Annotated in this window: 10 protein-coding genes; 9 read left to right on the top strand and 1 reads right to left on the bottom strand. The window is 42.1% G+C overall.

Features of this window, described 5'->3' with window-relative positions; translation table 11 throughout:
* Position 1 precedes the first annotated feature (1 nt).
* The 6 genes from FM107_RS14415 to FM107_RS14390 all read left to right on the top strand — a co-directional run bounded on the left by FM107_RS14415 (position 2) and on the right by FM107_RS14390 (position 8,059).
* Positions 2-1,816: a RagB/SusD family nutrient uptake outer membrane protein gene (locus tag FM107_RS14415; protein ID WP_086949188.1), complete on the top strand. Its 1,815-nt coding sequence runs from the start codon at positions 2-4 to the stop codon at positions 1,814-1,816.
* Between the two features lie 4 nt (positions 1,817-1,820).
* The gene (locus tag FM107_RS14410) at positions 1,821-2,495 is read left to right on the top strand and encodes a DUF3823 domain-containing protein (protein WP_086949187.1); all 675 of its coding nucleotides are present in this window, start codon (positions 1,821-1,823) and stop codon (positions 2,493-2,495) included.
* Positions 2,496-2,523: 28 nt separating this feature from the next.
* Entirely contained in the window at positions 2,524-4,008 is a 1,485-nt protein-coding gene (locus FM107_RS14405) for a sulfatase (RefSeq protein WP_179204500.1), read from the top strand.
* A gap of 18 nt (positions 4,009-4,026) precedes the next feature.
* Complete coding sequence (locus tag FM107_RS14400; RefSeq protein WP_306298663.1) at positions 4,027-5,877, top strand: glycoside hydrolase family 2 protein; 1,851 nt, start codon at positions 4,027-4,029, stop codon at positions 5,875-5,877.
* Between the two features lie 219 nt (positions 5,878-6,096).
* Positions 6,097-6,684 carry a uracil-DNA glycosylase family protein gene (locus tag FM107_RS14395; RefSeq protein WP_086949184.1) on the top strand — a complete coding sequence of 196 codons (588 nt, stop codon included), beginning with the start codon at positions 6,097-6,099 and terminating at the stop codon, positions 6,682-6,684.
* Positions 6,685-6,799: 115 nt separating this feature from the next.
* The gene (locus tag FM107_RS14390) at positions 6,800-8,059 is read left to right on the top strand and encodes a chloride channel protein (RefSeq protein WP_086949183.1); all 1,260 of its coding nucleotides are present in this window, start codon (positions 6,800-6,802) and stop codon (positions 8,057-8,059) included.
* 656 nt (positions 8,060-8,715) lie between these two features.
* Here FM107_RS14390 and FM107_RS14385 read toward each other — a convergent pair.
* Positions 8,716-10,134, bottom strand: a complete 1,419-nt coding sequence (locus FM107_RS14385) for an MFS transporter (protein WP_086949182.1) — start codon at positions 10,132-10,134, stop codon at positions 8,716-8,718.
* A 125-nt stretch (positions 10,135-10,259) separates the two neighbouring features.
* On the opposite strand from FM107_RS14385, the gene FM107_RS14380 reads away from it, so the two are divergent.
* From FM107_RS14380 to FM107_RS14370, 3 genes are all read left to right on the top strand, one after another.
* Positions 10,260-10,748 (top strand): Lrp/AsnC family transcriptional regulator, encoded by a 489-nt coding sequence (locus FM107_RS14380; protein ID WP_086949181.1) that lies wholly within the window; start codon positions 10,260-10,262, stop codon positions 10,746-10,748.
* A gap of 67 nt (positions 10,749-10,815) precedes the next feature.
* Positions 10,816-11,463 (top strand): FadR/GntR family transcriptional regulator, encoded by a 648-nt coding sequence (locus tag FM107_RS14375; protein ID WP_086949180.1) that lies wholly within the window; start codon positions 10,816-10,818, stop codon positions 11,461-11,463.
* Between the two features lie 29 nt (positions 11,464-11,492).
* On the top strand, positions 11,493-12,704 hold the full coding sequence (locus tag FM107_RS14370; RefSeq protein ID WP_086949179.1) for an MFS transporter: 1,212 nt from the start codon (positions 11,493-11,495) through the stop codon (positions 12,702-12,704).
* Positions 12,705-12,918: the final 214 nt, after the last annotated feature.

Below are 12,918 nucleotides of genomic sequence, written 5' to 3'. Positions count from 1 at the left end.
CATGAAGAGCGCAATTAAATATATATTAATACTTGGGATGCTAGTTGGGATATCAGCATGCTCCAAATTTTTGGATCGCGAATCAGAATCGATTCTCGGCGAGGAACAGGTTTATTCAGATGAGAAAATGATTTTATCTGTTTTGGCTAATTATTACGGGCGTATGGATTGGTCCCAGAATTTAACGGATCCAGGATCATTTGCATTACTCGACGAGGCAGGGTTCTCTTCTGGAGGACCAAACAATATGCAAACATATACGGATTCGTTATGGTATGTTTATGATTACCGGTTAGTACGAAACGTTAACGAGTTTATACATGGCGTGAAAGGGTCGACATTGGCCGATGAAACCAAGTTGAAATACGAAGGCGAAGCTCGATTTATTCGTGCTTGGACGTATTTTAATATGGTTCGAAGCCTTGGTGGTGTGCCGCTAGTAGGAGATGAAATATACGACTATGAACAAGGAACAGATCCGGAGTCTCTTCAGGTTGCGCGCGCGACAGAGGAAGAGACATATAACTACATAATAGAGGAATGTAGTGCAATTGCAGAGATAATGTCGGAAGCAACTAATACCAATTCCGCCCGGGCAAACAAATGGACTGCCTTAGCATTAAAAGCACGCGCTGCGTTGTATGCCGGTTCGATCGCTAAGTATAATTACCGGACGCCTGAGGTAAAAACGAGTGGAGGTGAGGTTGGAATACCAGCGGATAAAGCAAACGGTTTTTTTCAAATCGCTTATGAAACTGCTCAAGAAATCATACAGCAAAGTCCTTATGCGCTTTACGATAAAAATGAGGACAAAGGGCGTAATTTTTATGAGGCTATTAGTAGTAAGTCCAGCAACGAAGTGATATGGGCACGGGATTTTATTTATCCTGGTCAGACGCATATGTTTGCAAATAATGTAATTGCATCTTCAGTGCGTGGAGATATTGATGCCAATATCGTAACGCCGATTCTAAATCTGGTTGAAGATTTTGAATATATCGATGATCGAAATGGCGCACTAAAACTAGAAGACCCTTCCGGAGAATATATCTATTACGATAATCCACAAGATGTATTTGCAAACAAAGACCCTCGGTTGTACGGAACTGTTATTTATTCTGGGGCAGATTTCCTGGGTACGACAATAACCTATCAAGCCGGCGTTCGCTACTTGGATAATGGGCAGTGGCGCGTCAAAACGGGTATACCGGGTGCCGAAGATCCGACGATGGGACTCTTAACGAGTGAAGACGGTCCAACGACATCTAACGATCAGTTTGTTAATAAAACCGGTTTTAACATCCGTAAATTTGTGGAGGAGAACCGCGATGCATCAACGCGTGGTCGGGGGAGCGATATGTGGTTTGTACGCTTCCGTTATGCCGAATTTCTAATGATCGCTGCTGAAGCAGGTCTAGAGCTTGGCAAGTCGCAGACTGAAGTAGCGGGCTATATTAATCAAATTCGCGAGCGCGCGGGAATAAGTCCATTAACGAGTGTTACCTTGGACGATATTATTCAGGAGCGCCGTGTTGAATTTGCATTCGAGGATCATCGTTACTGGGATCTTAAGCGCTGGAGAATAGCACACCAAGTATGGGGCGGCCAAGATACGCCAACGGCGACACATTACGCATTATTTCCTTACCGGATATACGCACCGGGCACTGCCAATCACGACAAATGGGTGTTTGAAAAACGAAAAGCCAGCCACACCTTATATCCGCGATATTTCCGTTTTCAAAATTACTATAACTTCATCGATCAAGATTGGATAAACCAAAACCCGAAATTGGTCAGAAATCCTTATCAATAGCATTATGAAAAAATCGATTTTAAATATATTTCGTTTCGCAACGTTTTGCGTTCTATTGGTGTCTTGTGGGAAAGATAATTACGATTCTCCCTCTTCTACACTCTCTGGGAAGGTTGTATATAATGGTGACCCTATCGGCGTGCGCGGGACGAATAATTCTGTACGGTTGCAGCTTTGGCAAGATGGATACGCCTTACGCACGCCGATTGATGTGTATGTTACCCAAGATGGCTCCTTTAAAGCAACGCTTTTTGACGGTACTTATAAATTGATTAGCGTACCTGGCAATGGTCCATGGAAACATGCAACAGATACGATGGAGGTTCAAGTAAATGGTGACACAAATGTTGATTTTCACATTGAACCATACTTTGTGATTTCCGGCACGAAATACGTGCTGCAGGGAGATGTGCTTACGGCTACTTTCACGATCGAGCAGCTTGATGAAACACGCGATCCGGAGGAAGTAAGTTTACTGGTTAATGACACCCAATTTGTCGATATGGGACATTTTACAGCGAGACAAAATAGTGAGGAAAAAGAGGCTGGAATGTTAACAATATCTATTAATATTGCAGACCAACTAGCGTCCTCGAGTGCTTTGTTTGCTCGTGTAGCAGTTAAGCCTAGCGGCATTACCGAAGCGGTGTATGACCTGCAACCTGAGAAAATTAAATAACTTGCGCGTTGGTTTGAATTTTATTGTAATGAACAAACGAGTTTCTTTGTTGATTTTTATCTTTTTTATTGCCGGTAATGTTATGGCACAAAAGAAGTATAATGTGCTGTTTATTGCCGTGGATGACTTACGTCCAACAATAGGAGCCTATGATGATGAGTTTGCCAAAACACCGGCGATGGATCGTTTGGCGGGAGAGTCACAAGTATTCGACCGGGCATATAGCAATCAAGCCGTATGTATCGCCTCGCGCTACAACTTACTACTTGGCGCCCGTTCAACATCTACGGGTCTTTATGATTTTGGACGCGCTTTTCGAGATTACTACCCCGATGCGGTAACCATGCCCGAGAATTTTAAAAATAATGATTACTATTCGGCCGCAATAGGCAAAGTTTTTCATGTAGGTCATGGAACATATAATGATGAACAGTCTTGGTCAGCGCCGCATTTCTACGATAATGTAGTTGAATATGCTGCAAAAAATAGATGCGGACCCACGCGCGAAGAGGCGCTATTTGAAAATGCTTCTTGGGAAGAGGCTTCCGTATTGCCAAAGGGAGCGCCTTGGGAGTGTTTAGATATAGCTGATGAGGCCTACGCTGACGGCCGGGTTGCCAATGAAGCGGTGTCTCGTCTGGCGGAACTTTCTAAGACCGCGAAGCCTTTCTTTTTAGCGGTCGGTTTTGCGCGGCCCCATTTACCATTTACGGTGCCTAAGAAATATTGGGACCTATATAACCCAGATGATATCCCGATGCCCAGCCAGCAAACCAATCCCGTTAATTCGCTCCCCTTCGCGGTGAAGCGTGATGGTGAAATTTCGCAATATTTGTCAATTCCTAACGCAAATGAAGCGGATCCCTTTCCCGACTCATTGACAAGAAAATTAATTCATGGCTATTATGCCGGGGTTAGCTACGTAGACGAGCAAATAGCAAAATTGCTACATCAACTAAAGGAAACGGGTCTGGATAGTAAAACTATTGTTGTAATTTGGGGAGACCATGGTTATCTTTTGGGGGAGATGGGGATGTGGACAAAACATGTGAACCATGAATTAGCAAACAGAATCCCGCTTATGATACGCGTACCAGAGCTGAAAGGGAAAAAGATCGATGCCTTAATTGAAACTGTCGATATCTTTCCAACTTTGACCGAGTTTTGCGGGCTGCCTGAGCTTGCTGTGCCCCAACCAATCGATGGGGTAAGCTATGCTTCTTTTTTAAAGGGGCACGCATCGGAACCGCGCCACTACGTATATCACTGCTTTCCACGAGGTGGGAAATTAGGGCGGGCGATACGCACCGATCGGTATCGGCTTGTCGCGTGGCAGAAAATAGATCAGTCTGATAAACCACAATACGAGTTATTTGACTATAGAAATGGCCTGATTGAGAAGGAAAATATTTGGGATGAAAAACACCCTGCATTTTTAACGCTAAAGGCAATGCTCGATCGTGAGTTAAAACCGCAAAAATTTCGGCCCGTTAGTAAAAGTAAAATTAAATAAATATATAATAACTAGACTATGATGAAAAAAACAATGTTAGCGGCGTGTGTGATCGCTGCTTCCGTTTCGGTCACCTTCGCCCAGCAATGGAAGCCTGCAGGTGATAAAATTCTCACGAGTTGGGGTGAACAGTTGGATCCCAACAACGTTCACCAGGAGTACCCGCGACCACAACTTAAGAGACAAGGGAATTGGCAAAACCTCAATGGTTTGTGGAAGTATAAAATTACAGCCAAAGATCAAAGCGAAACACCCACGAGCTGGGATGGCGACATCTTAGTCCCTTTTGCGGTAGAATCGGCACTCTCGGGCGTGGGTAAATCCGTAAATAAAGATCAGGCCTTGTGGTATAATAGCGAGATTGAGCTGAGCAAGAAGAACAAGAAAGGCGGGCGCGTTTTATTACATTTTGGCGCTGTTGACTGGCAATGTGATGTCTATGTAAATGGGGAGCATATCGGTCGGCATGAGGGTGGATTTGACCCGTTCTCTTTCGATATAACGCAAGCTATAAAGAAAGGCAAAAAGCAAGAGGTTGCTATTCGCGTATGGGATCCAACAAGTGATGGCCCTCAGCCGCGCGGAAAGCAAATTAACGACCCTCACGGCATCTGGTATACGCCAGTTACGGGGATTTGGCAAACAGTTTGGTTGGAGAATGTTCCAGAAACTTATATCGCATCGACCAAGCAAACACCAAATGTTGATGCCGGAGTTCTCGAGATTTCTGCGAACGTAGAATCCGTTCAATCAGGAGATCAGCTCCTTATTGAGGCATATGATCAAGGGAAGAAAATTTCTGAAATTACCGTAAATGCGGCGGAATCGGCCAAGCTTTCAGTTCCGAACGCGGAGCTGTGGAGCCCATCAAGCCCCAAGCTATATGATTTAGCTGTGAAGGTATTGCGCAAGGGTAAAATTGTCGATCAAGTGGATAGCTACTTCGCGATGCGTAAGATAGAGCGCAAAGCCGATAGTCAGGGTATTATGCGCCTCGCATTGAATGATGAGTTTCTATTTCAATACGGCCCGCTAGATCAAGGGTGGTGGCCCGATGGTTTACATACGGCACCTTCTGATGAAGCGCTGAAGTTTGATCTTGTTAAAACCAAAGAAATGGGTTTTAATATGATACGTAAACATATTAAAGTGGAGCCTGCGACATGGTACAGACACTGCGACAGCCTAGGTATATTAGTGTGGGCCGATATGCCATCCGGTGATTTGGGTGGAAATAACTGGGATATGCAACCCGGTAAAGTTACTAATGGTGTTCACGATAAAGAACGTTCTGCGGAATCCGAAGGTTATTACCGTAAAGAATGGAAAGCGATAATGGATGCTTTACATAATTTTCCTAGTATCGTTGTATGGGTGCCATTCAATGAGGCTTGGGGACAGTTTAAAACAAAAGAAATTACGGAATGGACAATGGCGTATGACCCGTCACGCGTAATTAATAGTGCCAGTGGTGGGAACTTTGCTTTCGTCGGAGATATTCTTGATATCCACAACTATCCAGATGCAGCGATGCCGGATGCAAGACTGTTCGGCGATAAGTATGCGCTTGTTTTAGGCGAGTTTGGTGGATTAGGTCTTCCTGTGGATGGACATACATGGCAACAAAAGGATAACTGGGGTTACCAATCATTTAAGAATCCAGAGGAATTGCAAAATCGTTACAAAGAGGTAATTGGGAATGTAGCGGCGTTGATTTCTCGTGGACTATCAGGAGCTGTTTATACACAAACTACGGATGTAGAGGTGGAAACTAATGGTCTTATGACTTACGATCGTAAGGTTATTAAGATCCCTGAAGCGACACTCAAAAGCATACATCAAACGTTGTATGACGTAAAAGTAAATTAAACATACACCTTAATTAAAGGAGTTTTTTAGAGCATTTTTACTTTAAAAAACTCCTTTCCTAATTTCAAACTAACTGAAAGATACTTCTTAATACTGGTTGCGAGCGCCTAATAACACTTTATTACATATTTTGTGTGCTGTTTGTTATGACTGATTTTTTTGAATTGTAAGAATGATGGCTAACTTAGAGTCGTTTTTTGTAGGTAATTTAAACGTTAAATGTTTCAGAAATTAGATAAGCTGGTTGCAGAGATTGGGCAGTGCCGAATTTGCGAATCTCGACTACCTTGCGGCGCAAACCCCGTATTTTCAGTTGGTGAACGATCTAAAATACTGATAATAGGACAAGCTCCGGGCTTACGGGTGCATAAATCGCGCATACCTTGGGACGATCTAAGTGGGAAAGAGTTACGGCGGTGGCTAGGCGTTTCAAATGAAGAGTTTTATAATACCGATAATTTTGGGATTTTGCCGATGGGGTTCTGTTACCCGGGCAAAGCTGGTAAAGGGGATTTACCGCCGCGGCCTGAGTGCGCTCCACAATGGCATGGTGCCGTTATTTCATCATTATTACAAGTCGAATTGGTGCTTCTAATCGGGCAATATGCGCAAGCCTATTATTTAAAGAAGGATCGTAGGAAAAATCTCACGCAGACCGTACTGAACTGGGAGGAATATTTGCCGCACTATTTTCCTTTACCGCACCCCTCGCCGCGAAATTTTATATGGCGATCGAAGAATCCATGGTTTGACCAAGAAATAATACCTAACTTACAAATGCACGTTAGGTCCATTCTCTCCAAGTGATCACCTATTCATTAGTAGAAGCTGTTCACTTTAATGTAATCTGCTCAAAGTTATATTGGAATATTCCATTATTGGGTGCATTTGTCTTACCTTTGCCGAGCAAACTGTATTAATCATGCGTCGGAAAGTTCTTTTTTATAGCTACACAAAACTCACTGTAGCTTCATTACTTGTAGCAATACTCTGCTGCTTACTAGCATTCTCTCTTAAACATATCACCGAGTATGCCCAACATTTCTTATTTAACGAGGTTAGTAGTCGAAATTCTCTGCTGTTTATTATTTTTCCTTCAGTGGGAATTACAGCAATCTATTTTTTGCGTAAATATGTATTTCGCAATCGGAAAAATAAAGGAATAAAAGAAATCTATACGACACTTGAGACGCGAAAAGATCACCTTCCATTTTTTAAAATTCCCTCGCATTACATTAACGGTTTTTTAACGGTAATTTTTGGCGGTTCCACCGGGATAGAAGTGTCTACTGTGGTCGCAACTGCGACCGTTGGGAATCAAGCCTATAAAAGAGGATTGTCGCCTCTTGCGTTTAAAAAGGAGTTGATATGCGCTGGCGTGGTTGCTGGCGTTACTGTTTTATTTGGAAGTGCTATTGGAGGTTGGTTATTTGCAATGGAAGTCATAGCAAAAAGGATGCAAAAGACGGTGATATTTAGTTGTACAGTAGCGGCTATCTTGTCGCTTGTTTTCGTGCATTATTTTGATCACACATTTTTGATTAGTATGCCTGCCGAGAAATGGCAATGGAAAGCCATTCCGTACATGCTCATTCTTGGTGTGCTTGGTGGGTTACTTGCAACTTATTTCACACAAATCGTCATACATTGTAAAACTTGGTTTGCGCATATAGAAAGCAATTTTATTCGGGTGAACTTAGGTGCAATATCAGTAGGAGTGCTGATTCTGTTTTTTCCTACGCTATATGGAGATAGTTATCATGGTCTTGCTAGTATGTTAAGTTCCTTTACTACAACGGAAATTGTAACGGCAGTTCCCGTAACCCTCGCACTTCTTATATTTTTGAAACCCTTAGCGGCATCGCTGACATTAGGTGCGGGTGGTGATGGAGGCGTTTTTGCGCCGAGTATTGTGGCCGGTGCATTTTTAGGCATTTTGTTCGCTTATCTATGCAACTCTTATTTTGGAACGGAATTTCTGATCATAAATTTTGCTTTAATTGGTGCTGCGGCAACACTTTCAGGTGCAATTCATGGGCCGTGTACGGCTATTTTTTTAATGTGTAGTGCTGCCCCCAACGGATATGCGTTGATCTTTCCACTCGCTGTGGGTTCGTTGGTTGCGTTCTTATGTTCTAAAGTTTTATGTCCTTATAACGTATATTCTTACAAAGAGGCTTAACGGTTTGTTTTTTAGCGCGTTGGTGGTTGTCAAGATAGCCGACTCCCTAGAAGAGAATTTAAAAATTATGGTTGCTAGAGTTTGTTTGGCACAGTGTTTGGATGTTTTCTAGTTCATAATTTAGGTTAATAATTGGTTTAGAAGCCCCCAAGTCGCTCGACTTGGGGCTTCTTTTTTTAGCGCCGTTTTAATTTCCTTCATTTTTTATTTGTAGGCCTTGGGATTCCGAATAAAGGTTCATAATACGATTAGGGATGCTTATTAGTGTCAAAAACACACAAATGCGTTATATTGCGTTGTGTATAAACTTGAACGCGAAATATTGCAAATACTTTTTTTGTTGTTTGAATTTATTTTTATCGGGTTTTATACTTTACTTATTGATTAAACGCCATACATTCCATCGTTCCACTCGGCAATGCGGTGTTTATTCTGGTTTGGTTGGTATCTGTCTAAAATAATAGACAGAGTGTTTACCATAGTTGACATCTTATTGAATAAGTGCGGCTAGCTCGAATGCCACTACGGATACGTCTAGTTGGTTAATGAATGGAATTCGAGGTTTCTCTTGTATCCGGAGATAAACGGCAAATATTGTATTTCGAGCGTAATTTCAAGAGTTCAGTGCAATATGGTTGTATGCGCATTACTCTCATTTACGATGTTTTCTGTGATGACACAGCTTGCTTTACCGGCGAAGGCGCAGGCGATATTTTTCGGTTATCGCTATAATTTAGAAATACTAATAGTCCAATTCCAAACATTGCATAGCTTCCTAGCACGATTAAACTTACTGGACTTGCGGCAAGATTTGATGGTATTAATTTATCAACCAAGGTCATAATGGAAAGCCCGATACCCGCCCCGAGAAAGTAAGTTGTACTTGTTAGGCTCGAAGCGATTCCATAATTCTCTTTTGCAACATCTTTTACGCCTAGTACAGAAAGGCTTGTAAAGCATAAGGTCATTCCAATCCCCGAGATGCATGCTGCGCCAAGTAATACGAAGGGTAGCGCTGGAATGACGTATATCGAAGTGAACAACGCCGCGGCCCCAGCGAACATAAAACCCATTCCTAAAATACCGACTTGTGGAGTCGTAAACCGATCTGTAATTGTTGGAATAGCAAATTTTGCAATCAAAGCGGAGAGAATACTAAAAGGCACGAGCATAAGTCCCGCAGATGCAGCGCTGTAGTTTAAGTCTTTTTGGAGTAATAATGATACCAAAAACAAGAATCCAATAAACAACGCGCCAAGTAAAAAGAATGAGATGTTAGATATAATTAGCGAAGTATTATTAAAAATCTGCGGTTGAATTAACGGTGTTTCATGCGTATGTAGTCTACGGATGAATATGCTAATTAGTAATATCGAAACAATGAAACAACCCGTTATGATGTATGGGCGCTCTTCAAAGTGGATGAGATCGTGCAATCCGAATGTCAATAATAATAGTGCTAGAACCAATATAATTCCTGAAAAGATATCGCTTGGGTTGTTCGTGGTGAGTTTGATGTCTTTTGGTAAAAACTTTAACGCGGCTAGTAGAGTGAGTCCTAGTATTGGGACATTAATTAAGAAGACCCAATGCCAGCTCCAGTACGTGCTAATGAGCCCACCCACGGATAGCCCGGCTCCTGAGCCGATCGCCGCAAATGAACTGAATATACCTATTGCGCGGCTACGCGCTTTGGGTTCTTGGAAAGTATGGGTAACTAGTGCGAGTGATGCCGGCATCAGTAAGGCAGCTCCTAATCCTTGTAATGCTCGGAATACAGCCAAGCTGATAAATTCATTAGCAAGACCGGCGCCAAGGGAAGCAAGTAAGAATATGGAGGAACCCCAAAGAAACATTGCGCGACGACCAATCTGGTCGGTCAGTTTTCCTCCGATGATCAAAAATCCTCCAAAAAACAGGACGTACAATGTTTGCAACCATTGAACCGTATCGTTGTCAATGGCAAATTGCTCTTGGATGGCTGGGATAGTAAGATTGATAATTGCGATATCTAACGCTTCAACAAAGGTACCTACCGACGCTAAAATTAAAATCCTATTTTGTGATGTTGTCATTCCCAATTTTTCCGTCAAAATTACTTTTAATAGTCATACGTTTTGTATTTTTATTTATTTTTAGGACAAATGAATGTTTATGTAGACCTTTTTTAGAAATTCGTTCTGCTTTAATATTAAATGATATGATCAATAAAGAACAAACTGAAAACACAAACTATCTCATCGATGACAAGGATCAACAGATTTTACGTCTCGTTCAACGTAATGCCAAATTAAGCGTTCGAGAAATAGCTGCACAAATTAATCTGAGCTCCACACCTACACACGAACGGATTAAGCGAATGGAAACACATGGGATAATAAAAGAATACATAGCTGTGGTCGATCGCCGGTTAGTAAATAAGGGATTGATGGTTCTGGTTATGGTTGCCTTAAGTGTACATAACAAAAAGATTGCATCGCAATTCATTAAAGGCGTTGAAGCACTTCCAGAAGTGCTCGAGTTTCATAATATTAGCGGAGATTTTGATTTCGTATTGAAGATTGTATCGCCTAGCATGGATGATTTTCATGATTTTTTTGTGAATCGTCTTTCTGAGATTGATGGCATTGGACAAACAAAAAGTATTTTCGTGATGAACACTATTAAAGAGTCTCACCAAATTATCTAGGACTGATACAATTTTTTCAAAGTATTGTATTACCTTCGCAATTCATCATGTCATCAGATGAATTATTATGCTTAAAAAAACATCACTAGCCGAAGAGGTTGCTACTCGTATTCGGCAAAAAATAAGGGGCGGTGTCTATCTTTTGGATGCAAAACTTCCAACTGAGCCGGAGCTCATGCATATCTTTGGGGTGGGCCGTTCGAGTGTGCGAGAGGCAATCCGGATTTTAGCCAACGGCGGTTACGTCGAGGCACGTCAAGGTAAGGGAACTTTTGTCTTGAGTAACGAAGGGAGCGAAGAGTTGACTCGTGCGTTCCGCGGTGCTAATTTGGATGAATTGCTTGAAGTACGTTATCTGCTAGAAGGACGTATAGTGGAGAAAGCTGCTTTGAACCGTACATCTGCTGATGTAGAGAATATTGGTAGCTGCTTGGCACAGCGAAAACGCAGAGCGGATGCAGGTGAGCTTCCACAATGCATAGCCGCAGATATCGAGTTTCACCAACAAATTGCCAATGCGTGCGGAAATAGTATTTTGGCTGAATTGTATAGCGAATCGTGTAAGCATATGCAGCGTGCTTTTATTCAACTCTACGTTGATACTTCGGTGTTTATTCAGACGCACGGCTCGCACGAAGAACTTTACAACGCGATTAAAGATAGTGATGTCGCACGAGCCCGGACCGCTCTAGGGTCAATTATTGAACATATTTAACCCACCTAAACCGTTTCTTTCTATTTAATATGAAAACATCAACACCAATACCTACATCCGGAAATCCACGCGTTAACGCTACTGTTTATAGTATCCTGTTTGCAATTAGTTTTGGCCATATGCTGAACGATCTCATGCAATCTGTGATTCCTTCAATATATCCGATGTTAAAAAATGGTTTTAACTTAAGTTTTACACAGGTCGGAATTATTACCTTGGTTTTTCAACTCTCGGCATCTATTTTGCAGCCATTTGTTGGGCATTATACCGATAAAAAGGCAAGTCCGATGTCTCTGGCACTAGGGATGACCCTTACATTACTAGGGTTGTTTTTCTTGTCATTAGCACCTAGCTTTTTAATGATTCTATGTGCTGTAGCGCTGGTTGGAATCGGTTCGTCGATCTTTCACCCCGAAGCCTCGCGTGTTGCCCAACTCGCTTCGGGAGGTAAAAAAGGTCTGGCCCAATCTATATTCCAAGTAGGAGGGAATGCTGGTAGTGCAATTGGGCCACTTCTGGCTGCGTTGATTATTATTCCACATGGGCAAAGCTATATTCGTTGGTTTTGTTTATTTGCTGTACTAGGAATTGCAATGTTATCTCTCGTTGGTAGGTGGTATGGTAGGAATGTTCATTTAAGGAAAGATAAAGCACGCGTAGAATCTAATGGCCCATTGTTAAGTAAACGAAAAATTACGATTTCGATAGGCATTCTTCTAGTGCTTATTTTTTCGAAGTATTTTTACATGGCCTCGATGACGAGTTATTTTACATTTTATGTGATTGAGAAATTTGGAGTCGACGTTCAGCAATCGCAATACTATTTGTTTGCATTTCTCGCTGCGGTTGCCGGAGGTACCATATTGGGTGGTCCTTTAGGAGATCGCTACGGTCGTAAATTAATTATTTGGGTATCGATTTTGGGGGCCGCCCCGTTTACGCTGATGCTACCGCATGTTGGGCTTACCGGTACGGTTGTACTTGCTGTAATCATTGGTTTTATTATATCCTCCGCTTTTTCTGCTATTTTGGTCTATGCGACGGACCTAGTTCCAGGTCGTGTCGGTACAATCGCTGGTTTATTTTTTGGTTTTGCCTTTGGAATGGGCGGAATTGGATCCGCAATATTAGGTTGGCTGGCAGACCAGACGAGTATAACGTATGTTTTTCAGGTGTGCGCTTTCCTTCCTTTGATCGGAGCGGTCACAGGGTTTTTGCCTAATATTAAGCAGGACCGGTAAAGATCGACACTAGATTGCCTGTTTAGCACGTGTTTTTCAGAAAAATATTGTTCAGGTTTTCAGGTTCTTGCGTTTGTTGTTAAACAATGTTTGGCTTTTGATTTGGAAATAGGGTTTATGTTTTGTTACCTTTGCACCACTCCGCGAGGGAGGGACGGTTTTGAACAGCAGGATTAAGGTATATCGAATAGTCGGATTTCGGTTCTATTATTTG

It is taken from the genome of Sphingobacterium sp. JB170, assembly GCF_900163865.1.
In the GTDB taxonomy this organism is placed as follows: domain Bacteria; phylum Bacteroidota; class Bacteroidia; order Sphingobacteriales; family Sphingobacteriaceae; genus Sphingobacterium.
Note: the sequence above shows the minus strand (reverse complement) of the source record. Positions and strands in the feature narration are given on the sequence as shown.